Below are 15,070 nucleotides of genomic sequence, written 5' to 3' on the forward strand. Positions count from 1 at the left end.
AAAAGAAAGAAAGGGAACCGCCGATGAACGCCGATTGGATTTGGATCGATTAACGGAAAGAATAATTGGATGCGCATATACAGTCAGCAATACACTCGGAGCCGGATTCGTTGAAAAGGTCTATGAAAACGCTTTGGCGATTGAATTGCGGAAGGCTGGCATAAGAAGGCAACAACAGTTCCCCATCAAGGTAAAATATGAAGGCGAAGTAGTTGGCGATTTTACAGCAGATATAATGGTTGAAGATACTGTTATCCTGGAACTAAAGGCAGTTCGCGCGTTCGATGAAGGACATGTTGCGCAGTGTATGAATTATTTAAGAGCCACGGGTTTTCCAATATGCCTACTCATTAACTTCGGCAAACCAAAAGTTGAAGTAAAAAGAATTGTTCAAGATTTTTGATCAAATATCGGCGTTTATCGGCGTTCATCGGCGGTTGAAACAATGATTTTGCGCAGGGATTTTCTTGTCAAAGCGGGAGTTACCGTTGCCGGGGTTGGCGGGTCGATAGCCGCTTTGAAATGGCTGAACAGGGGCGGCAAAGCGCAGGTTTCCGAGGTATCGGCGGCGGGCGAGGCGGCGGCCGGAGAAAGTCTCCCAGAGGCGCCGTCGGACATTTTCGTTCGCGAGGCGATGCATTACAAGAAACTCGAGGAGGGCAAGGTCGAATGCGAGGTCTGCCCGCGCGCCTGCAAGGTGGCCCCGAAAGAGCGCGGCTACTGCGGCGTCCGCGAAAACTTCGGCGGCTCGTATAAGACCCTCGTATATGGGCGGGCCTGCTCGATCAACGTCGATCCAATCGAAAAGAAACCCCTCTTTCATTTCCTTCCCGGCGCGCGCGCCCTTTCGCTCGCGACCGCCGGCTGTAACATCGAATGCAAGTTCTGCCAGAATTGGGAGATTTCGCAGTTCCGGCCCGAGCAGGTGAGAAGCATCCATTTTCCGCCGGAGGCCGTCGTCGCGAAGGCGATCGAGGGCCGGATCGAGTCGATCGCGTTCACATATACCGAGCCCGTTGTCTTTTATGAATACATGCACGACACCGCCAAGCTCGCAAAGGAAAAAAGCATCAAGAGCGTGATGATATCGAACGGCTATATCAAGGAAAAGCCGATGTCCGAGCTGTGCGAGCATCTGAGCGCGGTGAAGATCGATCTGAAAGCGTTCACCGAAAAATTCTATTCCGAAATGTGCAGCGGCAAGCTTCAGCCCGTGCTGGACACGCTGAAGTTGTTGAAAAAGAAAAAGATGTGGTTCGAGGTCGTCGTTCTCATTATCCCAACTCTCAACGACGATCCCGGGGAAATCGCCGATATGTGCGCATGGATTGTGACGGAACTGGGTCCCGATGTCCCGATCCATTTCACCCGCTACCATCCCACCTATAAGATAAAAAATTTGCCTCCCACCCCGATCCGCACGCTTGACCGCGCGCGTGAAATCGCGCGAAAGGCCGGTCTGAATTACTCATATGTCGGAAATGTGCCCGGCCATGAAGGGGAATCGACCTATTGCCCGAATTGCCAAAGAGCGGTTGTTCGGCGCGTCGGCTTCGGCATAGCGAGCGTTGAGCTCGAAAAGGGGAAATGCAAGCATTGCGGGTGGACAATCGCCGGTGTCTGGACCTGAAGCACGGAAATAATTTTCCTGCAGCAAAAGAAAAAATTAGCTTATAGGATAAGTTTATGGTATAATGGTTTCACTTTTTCATGAAGGTTTCATTACGAGCGGGTCCGCTTATTCACTTCAACAGGAGGTCGAAATGGTTCGGAGACAGGCGGTTACGAGTCTTATGTTGTTCCTTTTCATCGCTTTTACTGCGGGCGGTTTCGCACGCGAGGCATCCGCGATGCCGCCCCACCCCGAGCTCTTGCGCAAATACCGTGAGGGCAAGATTGCTATTCCCGAATTCCTGAAGAACCCCGAGTTGCTGAAAAGCCGGGGTATCAATGTGCCGCCGAAGAAAATCAGCGCCCTCGAACACCTTTTTTCAGAGAAGCGCCTGTCGGGGCCGGAGGGCGATTTCAAGGCGCTCGCTCTTCTGGTGGATTTCTCCGATAACCTCTCACAAGTTGGCGCCGCCTATTTCGACACGCTCGTCTTCGGTACCGGGACGGGCACGGTTAGGGATTTCTACACGCAGGTCTCTTACGGAAGCCTCACGATTGTGACGGTGAATCTGCCAAGCGCAGTGGGTTGGAGTCGTGCTTCGCAGCCCTATGCCTATTATACGGATGGCGAATATGGGCTCGGAACATATCCTCAAAACGCACAAAGGCTGGTCGAAGAAGTTGTCGATGCCGCCAACGCTGTTGTCGATTACTCTCAATATGATAATGACGGCAACGGCGTCGTCGATGCTCTCTTTGTCATACATGCCGGCAGCGGCGCGGAGCTCACAGGAAGCACGAGCGACATCTGGTCGCATCAGTGGGCAATCAGCCCGCGGTACAAGGACGGGGTTTACATTTACCCGTATTCGATGGAGCCGGAATACTGGTATACCCCGGGCGACATGACCATCGGCGTCTATTGCCACGAACTTGGCCACGTCTTCGGACTCCCCGACCTGTACGACACCGACTACAGCTCGCAGGGCATCGGCCGGTGGAGCCTGATGGCGGGCGGAAGCTGGAACGGGACGCTGGGCAATTCGCCCGCTCATCCCGACGCCTGGAGCCGGATCGGCCTCGGATTTGCAGATGCAACCATCGTGACGCAGGATTTTGACGGCGCCTCCATAGCGGCCATAGAAAATGCAGGCGGCGACATCTATCTTCTCTGGGACTGCGGCCTGTTTAATGACGAGTTCTTCCTCGTGGAGAACCGGCAGAAAATCGGCTATGACGCCGCCTTGCCGGGAGCTGGCCTGCTGATCTGGCACATCGACCAGGCCAAGACGAATAACACGCGCGAATGTCTCAGCCAGGAAAACTGTGACTGCATCAATCATTTTCTCGTGGCTCTTGAACAGGCGGACGGCCAACTTCACCTGGAAAAGGGTCTGAACTCGGGAGACGCCGGCGATTGCTTCCCCGGCTCGACAAACAAGCGCTCATTCGATCTCTCCACCAACCCCAACAGCGGTTCTTACATCGATTGTGATTCGGAGGTCGCCGTCTCCAACATCAGTAATTCCGCCACCACGATGACCGCCGATTTCGCCGTCTGCTCCACGTCTGGTCTAACACAGATTACGCTCACCTCCCCAGCCAACGGGGCCGGCTTCTCCGCGCCGCCTACGTTTGAATGGTCTGCGGACGGCGGCTCGAACAATGCGTTTGCCGTCGATGCGAGCCTGTCTCCGACCTTCTCCTCGTATTATTCGACATATGACGATCTTGGTCTGCGGATCTACGGAACGAGTTGGACAGTTCCGTTGGGTGTGTGGAACAAGATACCCGCGGGTTCACCGGTGTACTGGAGGGTTCGTGGAGCCGACCTGAGCATAAAGCCGCTAGATGTCGTCACCAGCGATCAGGTATGGTCGTTCTACAAGCAGTAAGAGAACTAAGGAAGGATTCTGCAGGTGTAGAGCAAATCGGGCATCCCCGGGAATCGGGAAGACACCGATTCCTGAGGATGCCCTTCCCGCTTCGGAAGCGAACCCGTAAGGTGCTCTCGCCTTCAGGTTTTATTCAGAGACTTTCCCTGCACAACTTTCACCGGAAAAACCGGAATGCCAGAATCAAAGCCAACTGACGCCATGCGCGCTTTGCGGGAGGCGATCCCTCGCGCAAACGCCGATCCTGCCCGCCCTGCTTACCACTTCGTTCCGCCGGCCCAATGGATGAACGATATCAACGGGACGATATTTCACAAGGGCCAGTACCACGTCTTTTATCAGCATAATCCATTTGGCGATATGCCGACGGGGGAGAAGCTGGCCCACATGCATTGGGGACACGCCCGCAGCAGCGATCTCGTGAACTGGGAACATCTGCCCATCGCGCTCGCTCCTTCTCTTGAGACGGGCGAGAAAAGCTGCTGGTCCGGCTGTGCCGCAATCGACGGCAGCGGCGATCCCATCATTATCTATACTTCGGTTTCCGAAGATCAGATGCCTTTCACAAAACCATTTACGCAAGCGGCCGCTCTCGGAGACGAGCGCCTGCTCTCATGGAGAAAATACGGGCGTAATCCGATCCTCTCGATTGAGAAGCACGGCCCTCCTCGTTCAAGCGGCGAGTGGCGAGACCCGTTCGTCTTCAAGACTGGCGCTGGCACATTCCTGATCCTCGGCGCCTGTGGAGATGCGGGAATCCCTCTTTTCCAGGCGCGGGACGAAACGTTACTGAATTGGAAGCATGTGGGCAGTCTCGCGCCTGAGAATGTGGAGTGCCCGAATTTCTTTGAACTGGGCCGGAAATGGATTCTGATCTCGTCACCGTTCGATTTGGTCAAATATGCGGCGGGAACATTCGACCTTGAGTCTCTTGAATTCTCGCCTCAGGCTGTCGGCATCGTCGACTGGGGCGCCTGCTATGGAACGAACGTCCTCACCGATGATATGGGGCGCCGCATCCTGTTCGGCTGGATTCCCGGCTGGAATTGGGAACTTTTTCAAATCGGGCGCGGATGGAATGGGTGCATGGCGCTGCCGCGGGTACTGACGCTCGATGCCAAACACCGCATACTGCAGGAACCGGCGGCCGAGCTGAAAAAGCTTCGAGTGCACGAAAGTCTCGTTGAAAAAACTAAGGTGGCTCTTGATGACTCGCAAAGCCCCTTGCGCGCGCAGATCGATTTTCAGAGCGAAGTTCTGGCTGAACTCTCCGCCATTACCGCCGCCGAATGCGGGCTCCGGTTTTTCTCCGGCGAGAACGTGATCGATATCAAGTGTCACCCGCAGAGATTGCTCATTGAGGTAGCGGATACGCCCGTTCCCCTGCCGTCCGGCGAGCAATCGCGTCTAAGTCTGCACGTTTTCATCGACAGATCAGTAGTCGAGATCTACATAAATGACGGAGAGGTGGTCGTCTCGAAAATGTTTAATACCGCCCTGACGAACCCGCGGTTGGAAGTATATGCCCGGGATGGCAGCATGAAGATCGATTCGCTGCGCGTTTGGAGACTGAACGCGGCTGAACGGAAGTTCGCTTACCCAGAACTGGATAATATCTGAAGTCGCTTATGCGCTCTCGGATGCTTCGAGCGGCAGCAGAATCTTGATGGTAGTCCCCTTTCGACGCTTGCTCGTTATCAGGATCTTTCCACTGTGAGCTTCCACAATTCTCTTGCAGATTGGAATTCCGAGGCCGGCGCCATATTCTTTGGTGGTGACGAAAGGCAGCTGAATCCGGTCGATATCCCTCTTTGGAATTCCGCAGCCGCTGTCGGCTATCGAGAAGGAAACGGTTCGCGATCGTCTCGCCTTTGAAATACCGGATGAGATTGTCAATGTCCCCCCTGCGGGCATTGCTTCTATCGCATTGGAAACCAGGTTCATGAGAACGCGTGTGATCTTCTGCCGATCGATACAGATCGTATCGTTTCCATTTTTCAGGTTGAGGCGAAGATCGAAAAGCTGCAACTTGGTTCCCATGGTCGCCAATGCGTTCTCCACTACTTCCCTGATTGCGCACGGCTCCTTGTTCAGATTGATATGTTTGCCGTAGTCGAGTAGTTCGCTGCCCAGGGTGTTCAGGATGCCGACCGCATACGTGATCTCATCAAGAAGCTGCAGTTGATCGGTATAGGATGCCACTTTCGGGCGCAACGCATCGCAGCTCATCCGGATGATCTGGAGAATATTCCTGATCTCGTGGGCCACGGTCGAAAGCATGCGCCCCATCTCAACAAGATTCTCGGCCTGTCGCAACTGTTCGCGCTCCTCATCGATTTTTAACCGCAGCTTTTTCGAGAGGCGGGAATATCTGCTCCTTGTTTTCTCGACCGTCTCCCGAAGCTGCTCCTGGTGAAGGGCGGCCGAAACATAAGCGGCAAATACCGAGGCGCTCTTTGCGTCCACTTCCGTGAAGCCGCCGGCCTTATTTGCGAGGTACAGAATTCCGGCGGTTTGAGAGTGGAGCCGTACGGGCATGAGCAATACATTTTTGATTCGGATGTGCCCGGAGCCGGTATGCGGCCGCCCTGCATAAACAAAAGAATTCATGCGGATGTAGTGGCCGCTCCGAACAACTTTTTTACAGAGACCTTGCACCGTCAGTGAGTGGATCGGTCCGCGGGCGCGCCCGGCCGCGCCGAAAAAACACAGCTTGCCAAACTTTTCTTTCCGCGCCAGCAGGATGTCGACCAGCGATGCGCCTAAAAAATTTTTGCATGTCCGGCAGATATCCTTTGCCGCCGTCGAGAAAGCACGGTTCTGAGCAACGGCGAGCGCTCCTTCCAAATAAGACGTTTCGACAACGGCAGGGGGGGATTCGGACAAAATCGCGGGCTCCTGTTTCTTTGCTCGCTGTTGCAGCAATTCTTCAAGGCTCACGATGCGGGCGCGCAGTGACTTCAGCTCGGAAACGAGATGCGCCTTTGTTTTCTTTTGGTCTTCCGCGATGGCTGTGCTTATCATAAACTCCCTTTCCTTCACGTCCTGTATCAGGCAAGGGATGACGCTCGCGTTGAGGTGCAGGATAGGTCTGGAGATGGAATGAAATGATAGCTCGATGGGCTTCCGCATTCCGCACTGCAGGTGAAGGGGGAACCTTTTTCTCTTGCGGCCCCACTCCCTAACCAGAAAAAGTTCCTCTAGCTCCTCCAGTCATTTAGCCCAAGTCTGTCACATCCGACCCGGTAAGGCAATATCAGAATCTAAATATTTTTTTCTTTTCTGCAAATCAGCTCTTTCAGCTTTTCCGCCGAATTTCGCATCACCGCGAGCACCTCCAGTGGATCGGCGCCTCCGTTGGTCACTTCCAGCAGCCACGGTCCGTGATAACCGTTGCGCAGGATCAGCTCTATTGTGGCGTTCCAGTCCACGGAAGCGGTAAAAGGCGGTTTGTGTTCGTCATAGGCGCCATGATTGTCTGAGAGGTGCGTCGTGATGATCGGATGGCTGACCCGCCGAAACATCTCGAACGTGCCGGGGTTTATATTAGCATGGCTGGAATCGAAGCAGATGCCGAAGATCCGCGGGTTCAGGGCCTCGAGCAGGCGCAAAAAGTGCTTCTCGCTTCCGCCAACGTCGTTTGCGCAGAGGTTCTCGACGGCAATGCGGACTCCATTATCCGCGGCGATTCTCTCGATCTCCTCAAAACTGCGTATGCTGTTGCTGATGCGCCGATCGTGTTCGTATTGCGCTGTTTTGTCCGTTGAATTCAGCGAGCCACCGGGATGGACAACCACTATGGTTCCTCCCATCTTCCGGCAGTTCTCGATAGAGAGAACGACCTCGGAAACGCTTTTTCTGCGGGTGGAGGTGCTTTCGGACGAGATATCCGATCCCCCCTCGCACGGCGAGTGCACCGAACGAATCCACATGCCGCAGTCGCTCGCCATCTTCTTTACCTCGTTTGCCATCGACGCAGAATAGATATCGAACCACGGCACGTGCCCCCAGATTTCAAAAAATCGAAACCCGTTCTTATATGCGGCCTCGAAAGCCGTCTCATTCAATGGGTCCCAAAAAAGATCGGACTGCAACCCGAAATCCAAAGATATCGCCGATTCGTTCATTCCACCATCTCCAAAGTTGAAGTATGCCCCAGGAGCAGCTTCATACATCATAATAACATGATTCAAAAAACGAACCGACGAATGGCAACATAATGAGAAATCCATAAGCGAAAATGCACGGAACAGGACTGAAAAACATGGTCGTCAGCCCGTTTGACACGCCGTGAGAAAACCACATATAATGAACGTGAGGAGGATTTCAAGATGTTCGAAAAAGGAAGCCCGTTACGGGTATCGATTGACATCGGCGGCTCCGGTGTGCGAGAGTTGCATTTTGTCGGAAAAGTGGTGATAGACGCCGAAGACTTCATGGCGATTCAGTTCGACACCATCATTCTCCCGAAAATGGAAATCAAATCGGCTGACCAAATTCCCGACAAACCTCTTGAAGAAGTGTTGGGAACTGAAATATCAGCCTCCGACGCCGTTAAGCGGCTCAAACCGCCAAAGGTGGAGAATGTCAGGTTTATTCAGGAAACCGTCAAGAAGAAAGCCAAGTCCTAGCCGGGAAGCGCGATTGACAGCATCCTGCTTTAGCTCTTTTTCGATGTAACCGGAACGAATCCGGTAATGAGTTTTTCCGTCTTTCTGCTGCCGCATTTCGGGCACTTCCGCTTCCCCTTTTCCATCTGGCTTACGGACAATTTCTCCAAGAATTTCTTTTTACACGCTGTGCATCTGAATTCGTACACCGGCATGAGAAATTTTCCTCCTCATATCGAAAAAATAGCCGCTGTCGCACGTATGGAGAAACCGCTTGCTTGCGCCGTCTTGCGCAATGCGGGCTCTTGAATAATATTATATTCTAGCAACAAAATGTTTCAAGGAAACAGGCCAAATAGGATTTTTGGTTGCAACTTTTCTGATGTAGCTGTATAATCTTGCAATTTCAGGGGGCGCATTCCGGAACTGCCATGAAACTATTAACGAGGTCCGCGGTAGACAAGATCATGTGGAAGATCGGAAAGCAAACGTCCCGCGAAATGTCTCTCGAGGCCGAGCGGTTCAACAAAGAACAGCCGCTCCTGGCCACCTTCGTCAATGCGTTCACTGCCGAACTTCCGCCGCAGGCGCGCGATCTTACTCTGTACCTTGCCTACCTGACGTGGCGAATTTTCGAGGGCGGCGGCAATAAAACCTCCCACGTGTCCGCCAGCATCATTCTCGATCAGATACAGCAGAACTGGTTGTTCATCGAACGCTTCGTTCGCATGCGCAAGATGGAGGCCGGCAGTTATCTCAGTGAAATCGATTTTCTTTCCCAACCGCACATTCTCGATTACATCGCTTCGATCGCCCTGGCCGAGGGCAGAAGCAACGGCATCGCCGAGCATCATCTGGGATACATGGTCTTCGTCCTCAAAACTGTTCTCGATTCGCTCGATGCAGCCGGAACTGAATCGCCGTGATCGGCTCTATGTCTGGTGAAACTGTTGCTCGAAAACTATATCCGGAAAACCTTCTCGATAATGAAAGCCGTCTGTCTACGACCGTGAAAAAGCTTGTATCGGTTATCCTGTTAGTCGGGGCGCTCGCGTTCCTCGCGATCTTTTTCGCGCGCCCCTATCAGCGGCTCGAGCGCCTGACAAACCAACTTCTTGTGGAACGAGCGCCGGGGCTGAAGCTCGAAGGCGTCGACATCCGGTTTCCCGCCTCCATTACTCTCACGAATCTCGATATCCCTGTCCGCTTAAACAAGAACGAGCGGCGGCTCCGCATCGAAAAACTCTCGGGCAACCTTTCGGTCCTGCCCCTCTTGAAAGGAATCCTGGAAACCGAAATGGATAGCGACTTTCTCGGAGGCATTCTCTGGATTCAAGTCCGCACAAAGGCGCTACCGCAAAATCCCGGCCCGGGCCTGCCTCCCTTGGTTTTCGATGCCCGCGCGAGGCGCCTCGACCTCGTACAGGTATGCTCGCTGCTGGAGACCCCGCTTCCCGTAACCGGCCGTTGCGATATAGATGCGGAAGGCACCATGCAGCAGAATCAAATTCAATCCTTGCGCGGATCGGCGCTGCTTATCGGAGACCATATAGAAATCCCGCCGGTCAACTCCGAATCCGTCTCGCTTCCCGCGAACCATTCCGCCGAAGCGAGGGCCAAAATGACGTTTGACCAGGGAAAAGTGCTCATCCAGGATTTTCTCCTTACCGGTTCAGCCTATGATCTCTCCGGGACCGCAACCGTTGCTCTTGAGGAACCATTTGAAAACAGTCCGGTTGACGGCTCGATCGGAATGATCTTCAAAGAACGATTTGCAATTACTGACCGCAGGTTATCAGGCGACAGCGCCGATAGTATTGCAGATGCCCTAGTAAACAGCAAAAGTCGCGTCACTTTTAAAGTTTCGGGAACCCTCGACAGCCCCGGCGCTGAAATCGATGTAGCCTCCTCACTCACCCCCCTCATGAAGCACCTCGCCCGTTAGTCTCGTTTCCCAACCGATAATCATCCTGCGACACTGCTCATCAATCTGGAGCATGACCACGCTACCGATTCCCGCTCCTCATTAAGAAGTCTAATTCAGAAGTCATTGATTATGAGCCACTTGTAGGTTGCTCGATTTATTGGCATTTTAATTGCCTTCATTACGAAATAGAATTTCAGGAGGTGCGGGATTTATGAAAAAATTTTTCTTTATCGCGCTGAAACAGGGAAAAACGTGCGAAGGCATTATTCGCGCGGAATCCATTGACCGTGCCCGGCGCAAACTGATGCGAGAAGGGATGGAAGAAATCAATCTTGCTATCCTTCGCTCTGATGAGTTGGACTTTCTCGATATGGACGACCACGTCGAGGAGTGCGCGAACCCAGGAAATTGACGAGGTAGGCAGCACGCGGGACATGTGCGGCGAAAGCCGCGCGCACTCTTGTAAACGGCAGGCCGGAAATTTCCGGCCTGCTGCTTTTTTTTTTGACCGAACCCGGACGTTCACCCCATGAGCACGAGAGTCACTCTGTCCAACGGTACCGACCGGTCCTGTCCCAAGCGAAAGGGGACTGGCTCCATTTACGGAATTCATGCTTTTTGAATTCGTGGAATGGTGCCTGTCCTCGAAGCAAGAACGGTCGCTCAATCGCAGACACCTTCTCCGTCCCCATCGCAAAGTGGACGCGAATTCTCGGACAATCCCGCAGTTCGCCGATGAGCGGCGAGGTAGTCTTTCATGTCCACCGCGCCAAAGGTTCTCCTTCAGGAAACCGCAATGCCACACACGCAAACGGAGCTTTTCTGCTCGCGGTTGACTCGACCTCGTCCACAATGGTATAATTTTGTTTCGATAAGATTTTGAATCCCATTCAGAAGATGAAATAAAAGGGACATAAGGAGAGATCATGGGGGTAATCGAGCGAAAAGAACGCGAGAAACAGGCGCGCAGGCAGGCCATTCTTGATGCCGCCCGCGAATGCTTTTTCAGGAATGGATTTGATGCGACCACGATCTCGCACATCGCCGAGACGGTGGAGCTGAGCACCGGCACGCTGTACCTCTATTTCAGGAACAAAGAGGAGATCTACGTTTCCATCCTCGAGGAAGGTCTTGACATCCTGTATACCCTGATGAAGAAGTCGGAACCTCCTCATGCAACGGCGAGGGAAATAGTGCAGGGCTACGCGAATGCGTACTATCAGTTCTATACCGATTACGGTCAGTACTTCGACATCATGTTCTTTCTCAGGAGGCCGGATAAACAGATTTTGCTGGAGGGCGAGCTCAAAGAGAAACTCGAGCGGAAATCGCTCAAATGTCTTTCACTTTTGGAGTCAGCGATCAAGCAGGGAATAGCCGAAGGCGATTATCGCGTCGTGAACCCGTACGAGGCGAGCCGGGTGCTTTGGGGGACGATGAACGGGTTGATGCTCATCCATGAAAAGAGAACGGAAGAAATAACCAAGCAGAAACTGCCTCGACTCATCCAGGTCGCGGTTTCACTGCTGCTCGACGGGATCAGGGCCAAAAAAGACTGAGGACGAAGAAATATAGCTACAGAGAAGGAGAGCGATCAAGAAACCGCAGGATTCTCCTGCGGTTTTTTTTCAGGTATTCCTCGAGTTCTTCGGGCGCGATCTGAAATTCTGTAAGGGCTTTGGCGATTTCTTTTTCCGCCGAGATGTTCCAGTGTCCCTCGCGTTCGAGACCGGCCCTGGCGACGGCGATGGCGAACAGCCACTCTTCCTTTTCTTTCCTTTTCCTTAACTCCTCAAGCAGTTGTTTGCCGCTGTATATCTTGGCCAATCGATGCCTCGCTGTCACGGGACGGCTGGAGGGTTGTCCGCTTCGGCTTTTTCTTTCTTTTCCACGAGTTCCTGGGGATGCAGAAGCCTGAGGAATGTGATGTAAACTTTATGAGCAAATAAATCATTGACATAATACGCTGTGGGAATTACAATCAGCGTCAGGATAGATCCGAAGACCAATCCTCCCATCAGCGAAACCGCCAGTGGCCTGCGCATTTCCGCACCCGATCCTCCCATAACAGCCATCGGGATAAGCCCCAAAATAGTGGTGAGCGTTGTCATCAGGATTGGACGCAGCCGTGTCCCACCCGCCTCGATGAGTGCCTCCCTTACCGGCATCCCTTTCCCTCGCAGTTGTGTAACGTAGTCTATGAGGACAATCCCGTTGTTGACGATGATTCCCGCGAGCATGATGACGCCGATGCCTGAATTCACCGAAAGGGTCATGCCTGCGAGATATATGGCCCAGATCGAGCCGGTGAACGCGAACGGCACCGAGAACATGATGGTGAAGGGGTGAATCAGGGATTCAAATAGTGCGGCCATGATCATATAAACGAGAACGATCGCCAAAAGAAGCGCCAGCGCGAGTTGTCCTTGTGATTCTTTCATGTCCTCATACGACCCGCCGTACTCGACAAAGTAACCCAAAGGCAAATGCATGGACGATAGCGACCTTTGAATATCCCTCACCACGCTGTCGAGATCGCGCCGCGCAAGCGATTTCGAAAGGAAGAAACCGGAGTCGCTGCCTTCGCGTTGTTCCAGATAATTGGCAAGAATGCTGACCGATCGCTTCTGGTTATCCCGGAATATTCTCACCGGGCCGGAGCCGACGTCCACGCTTGCAAGGTCCGACAGATGAATTAATCCGCGTGCAGGCGTTATGAGCGGGATTAGGCCAATGTCCTCGAAGCTGTCACGGTCCTTCTCGCTCAGGCGTACTCGGATATCGATTTCCTCTCCCTTTTCGTCATACTTGCTTGCCACCGTCCCCTTGACCGCCGTTTCGAGTATTTTGGAGACGCGCGCTACGTCGAGTCCCAGTTGGGCCAGGCGCTCGCGGTCAAACTGTATCTGGAGTTCCGGACTGCCGAAGGTGAAGGTTTCTTCAACATCTACCAGTCCATCGATATTCTGCATTCGCCGCACCGCTTCTTGGGAGAGATCGCTGAGCGTTTCCAGGTCGCTCCCGAATATGGTTATCTCGATCGGCTTGCCTTCGCCCGCCCCGACGGAGCGGCTTTGCAAGTTGACGAAACTATACTTCACAACGCCAGGTATCCGCAGCACCTCTCTCCTTATGCTGTCGTTGACCTGCTCCACTGTTCTTTGGCGCTCCGACTGGTCAGCCAGGTTTATGATGAAGAAAGCCTGCTTGCTGTCCTCGCTGTCGCTGGTTGAAGAATGCCCGATGACCGCGTGTTCGGTCTTCACTTCGGGGGTGGCGAGAATGACTCTTTCAATCTGACGAGACACCTTATCGGTTTCCTCCAGGCGGGTCCCCCGCGGCAACTCGACTTCGATCATGAACGTCTCGTCATTGGCCGTAGGCATGAACTCCTTCCCGATGATAATCAGGATATAGATGCTCGAAATCCACATCAGGTTGGCCAGCCCGATGGTAATAATCTTGTGGTCAAGGATCCAGCCGATCAGCCGGCGGTAGTTTCTCTTTACGTACGTGAAATACCAACTCTCGGTTGTTGTTCCGCTTTCCTTGAACGCAAGCAGCTTCGAGCCCATCATGGGAACCAGAGTCACGGCCACGAACAACGAGGAAAGCAGCGAGAAGGTGACCGTAAGCGCAAGGTCGGTGAAAATGCGTGCCGCTAATCCGGTGGTGAACATGATCGGGATGAAAACGGCCACCGTCGTCAGCGTAGACCCTGTTATTGCCCCGACGACTTCATTCGCGCCTCGACTCGACGCCGTCAACCGATCCTCCCGCTCCTCGTCGATATGGCGAAAGATGTTCTCGATAACGACGATTGAATTATCCACCACCATGCCGACAGCCAATGCGAGCCCGCCGAGCGAAATCATGTTGATGGTCATTCCGCTGAAGAACATGGGAAGAAATGAGGAAAGCAGCGAGATCGGAATCGCGACGGCGATGATGATCACCGGCCGGAAATGCCGGAGAAACAGGAAGAGAACAATGACGGCAAGAACACTCCCCTGCCACAGGTTGTCCCACACGTCGGCTATGGCTCTGTTGATGAAATCCGCCGAATCAAAATTCTTGGTAATCTCCACGCCGGGCGGCAAGTGAGCTTTCAGTTCATCAAGCTTGTCCCAGACTCGTTTTGAGATCTGCACGCTGTTTCCGCCTGATTGCTTGACGATCATCATCATGACGGAAGGATGTTCATTGTCGCGGGATAAGACGGTGTCTTCCTCATGCGTGTCATATACTTTTGCAATATCGCGCAGGCGGATGATCTTCTCATTATTGGCGCAAAGGACCGCGTTCTCTATTTCGCTCAGGCTTTCGAACTCGCCGAGGGCCCGCACCAAATAATCCTTGTGTCCCTCCTTCAGATTGCCGACCGACAGGTTCAGGTTCTCCCGATTCAGGCAACCCACTACCGCGTCAAGCCCCAAGCCGGCGGCGGTGAGTTTGTCCTGGTCGACGGCCACGTGTATTTCCCGTGCGGCGCCTCCGAAAATCATGACGGCGGCCACGCCTTCGACGGCTGCAATCGGGTCTTCCAGATAATCTTCGGCCATCTCATCGAGTTGGTACGGGGTATTGCCGCCGCCGGATACTCCTACGCCCATCAGCGGGATATCGGATGGATCGTACCGCTCGATGCTGGGACGCTCCGCTTCTTCCGGCAAAAAGTCGGCTATCTGGTCGAGTTTTTCTCGTATATCCTGGGCAGCGAGGTCCATATTCGTGCCCCAATCGAACTCGATGACAACCATGGAGAGATCGCGCTCGGAGATGGAGTTGATTTCCTTTACGCCATCCACCCGGCTGACGGCGCCTTCGATGGGTTTGGTCAGAGAATTCTCGATCTCCTCTGGCCCAACACCCTCATATTCTGTGAAAACGACTGCGACGGGGAATTTCAGTTCAGGAAGCAAATCGACGGGTATTCGGAAGAATGAAGCGGCTCCGAGAACGATCAGGACCAGGACAAGCATCATAGCGGCTACGGGACGGCGGACGGAGAAATCAGCAAGCGACAC

The 15,070-nt window shown here is 53.5% G+C and carries 14 protein-coding genes; 9 read left to right on the forward strand and 5 right to left on the reverse strand.

The genetic code is table 11. The annotated features are described in order from the left end of the window. Nucleotides 1-34 precede the first annotated feature (34 nt). The 4 genes from C4520_09600 to C4520_09615 all read left to right on the forward strand — a co-directional run bounded on the left by C4520_09600 (nucleotide 35) and on the right by C4520_09615 (nucleotide 5,126). A complete protein-coding gene (locus C4520_09600) occupies nucleotides 35-403 on the forward strand; it encodes a GxxExxY protein (protein RJP21534.1) in 369 nt (122 codons plus the stop codon). Nucleotides 404-445: 42 nt separating this feature from the next. Further along, entirely contained in the window at nucleotides 446-1,630 is a 1,185-nt protein-coding gene (amrS, locus tag C4520_09605; protein RJP21535.1) for an AmmeMemoRadiSam system radical SAM enzyme, read from the forward strand. A 64-nt stretch (nucleotides 1,631-1,694) separates the two neighbouring features. Then, on the forward strand, nucleotides 1,695-3,506 hold the full coding sequence (locus C4520_09610) for a M6 family metalloprotease domain-containing protein (protein RJP21536.1): 1,812 nt from the start codon (nucleotides 1,695-1,697) through the stop codon (nucleotides 3,504-3,506). 174 nt (nucleotides 3,507-3,680) lie between these two features. Further along, complete coding sequence (locus C4520_09615) at nucleotides 3,681-5,126, forward strand: hypothetical protein (protein ID RJP21537.1); 1,446 nt, start codon at nucleotides 3,681-3,683, stop codon at nucleotides 5,124-5,126. Between the two features lie 6 nt (nucleotides 5,127-5,132). On the opposite strand, the gene C4520_09620 is transcribed toward C4520_09615, so the two are convergent. Continuing rightward, nucleotides 5,133-6,638 (reverse strand): hypothetical protein, encoded by a 1,506-nt coding sequence (locus C4520_09620; GenBank protein ID RJP21538.1) that lies wholly within the window; start codon nucleotides 6,636-6,638, stop codon nucleotides 5,133-5,135. 131 nt (nucleotides 6,639-6,769) lie between these two features. Next, nucleotides 6,770-7,738, reverse strand: coding sequence for a sugar phosphate isomerase/epimerase (locus tag C4520_09625; GenBank protein ID RJP21539.1), 969 nt, complete (start codon nucleotides 7,736-7,738; stop codon nucleotides 6,770-6,772). A gap of 99 nt (nucleotides 7,739-7,837) precedes the next feature. On the opposite strand from C4520_09625, the gene C4520_09630 reads away from it, so the two are divergent. After that, nucleotides 7,838-8,137 carry a hypothetical protein gene (locus C4520_09630; protein RJP21540.1) on the forward strand — a complete coding sequence of 100 codons (300 nt, stop codon included), beginning with the start codon at nucleotides 7,838-7,840 and terminating at the stop codon, nucleotides 8,135-8,137. Between the two features lie 29 nt (nucleotides 8,138-8,166). On the opposite strand, the gene C4520_09635 is transcribed toward C4520_09630, so the two are convergent. Continuing rightward, nucleotides 8,167-8,331 (reverse strand): zinc ribbon domain-containing protein, encoded by a 165-nt coding sequence (locus C4520_09635; protein ID RJP21541.1) that lies wholly within the window; start codon nucleotides 8,329-8,331, stop codon nucleotides 8,167-8,169. Between the two features lie 216 nt (nucleotides 8,332-8,547). Here C4520_09635 and C4520_09640 point away from each other — a divergent pair, with 216 nt between their 5' ends. The 4 genes from C4520_09640 (at nucleotide 8,548) to C4520_09655 (ending at nucleotide 11,602) form a co-directional block, all read left to right on the forward strand. Beyond that, complete coding sequence (locus tag C4520_09640) at nucleotides 8,548-9,042, forward strand: hypothetical protein (protein ID RJP21542.1); 495 nt, start codon at nucleotides 8,548-8,550, stop codon at nucleotides 9,040-9,042. Continuing rightward, nucleotides 9,039-10,061: a type II secretion system protein GspN gene (gspN, locus tag C4520_09645; protein ID RJP21543.1), complete on the forward strand. Its 1,023-nt coding sequence runs from the start codon at nucleotides 9,039-9,041 to the stop codon at nucleotides 10,059-10,061. Before C4520_09640 ends, gspN begins: the two co-directional genes overlap by 4 nt. 193 nt (nucleotides 10,062-10,254) lie before the next feature. Beyond that, the gene (locus C4520_09650) at nucleotides 10,255-10,455 is read left to right on the forward strand and encodes a hypothetical protein (GenBank protein RJP21544.1); all 201 of its coding nucleotides are present in this window, start codon (nucleotides 10,255-10,257) and stop codon (nucleotides 10,453-10,455) included. A gap of 514 nt (nucleotides 10,456-10,969) precedes the next feature. After that, on the forward strand, nucleotides 10,970-11,602 hold the full coding sequence (locus C4520_09655; protein ID RJP21545.1) for a TetR/AcrR family transcriptional regulator: 633 nt from the start codon (nucleotides 10,970-10,972) through the stop codon (nucleotides 11,600-11,602). Between the two features lie 16 nt (nucleotides 11,603-11,618). Here the strand turns inward: C4520_09655 and C4520_09660 are convergent, their stop codons facing one another. Beyond that, nucleotides 11,619-11,888 carry a hypothetical protein gene (locus C4520_09660; protein RJP21546.1) on the reverse strand — a complete coding sequence of 90 codons (270 nt, stop codon included), beginning with the start codon at nucleotides 11,886-11,888 and terminating at the stop codon, nucleotides 11,619-11,621. Next, on the reverse strand, nucleotides 11,885-15,070 hold the full coding sequence (locus C4520_09665) for an efflux RND transporter permease subunit (GenBank protein ID RJP21547.1): 3,186 nt from the start codon (nucleotides 15,068-15,070) through the stop codon (nucleotides 11,885-11,887). The genes C4520_09660 and C4520_09665 overlap by 4 nt, the downstream gene beginning before the upstream one ends.

This window comes from Candidatus Abyssobacteria bacterium SURF_5, from assembly GCA_003598085.1.
Classification (GTDB): domain Bacteria; phylum Abyssobacteria; class SURF-5; order SURF-5; family SURF-5; genus SURF-5.

Excerpts from the sequence above, each read along its gene's own strand:
- amrS (RJP21535.1), top strand. The coding sequence starts at position 446 with ATGATTTTGCGCAGGGATTTTCTTGTCAAAGCGGGAGTTACCGTTGCC.
- C4520_09610 (RJP21536.1), top strand. The coding sequence starts at position 1,695 with ATGGTTTCACTTTTTCATGAAGGTTTCATTACGAGCGGGTCCGCTTAT.
- C4520_09615 (RJP21537.1), top strand. The coding sequence starts at position 3,681 with ATGCCAGAATCAAAGCCAACTGACGCCATGCGCGCTTTGCGGGAGGCG.
- C4520_09620 (RJP21538.1), bottom strand. The coding sequence starts at position 6,638 with ATGCGGAAGCCCATCGAGCTATCATTTCATTCCATCTCCAGACCTATC.
- C4520_09625 (RJP21539.1), bottom strand. The coding sequence starts at position 7,738 with ATGGATTTCTCATTATGTTGCCATTCGTCGGTTCGTTTTTTGAATCAT.
- C4520_09630 (RJP21540.1), top strand. The coding sequence starts at position 7,838 with ATGTTCGAAAAAGGAAGCCCGTTACGGGTATCGATTGACATCGGCGGC.
- C4520_09635 (RJP21541.1), bottom strand. The coding sequence starts at position 8,331 with ATGCCGGTGTACGAATTCAGATGCACAGCGTGTAAAAAGAAATTCTTG.
- C4520_09640 (RJP21542.1), top strand. The coding sequence starts at position 8,548 with ATGAAACTATTAACGAGGTCCGCGGTAGACAAGATCATGTGGAAGATC.
- C4520_09650 (RJP21544.1), top strand. The coding sequence starts at position 10,255 with ATGAAAAAATTTTTCTTTATCGCGCTGAAACAGGGAAAAACGTGCGAA.
- C4520_09655 (RJP21545.1), top strand. The coding sequence starts at position 10,970 with ATGGGGGTAATCGAGCGAAAAGAACGCGAGAAACAGGCGCGCAGGCAG.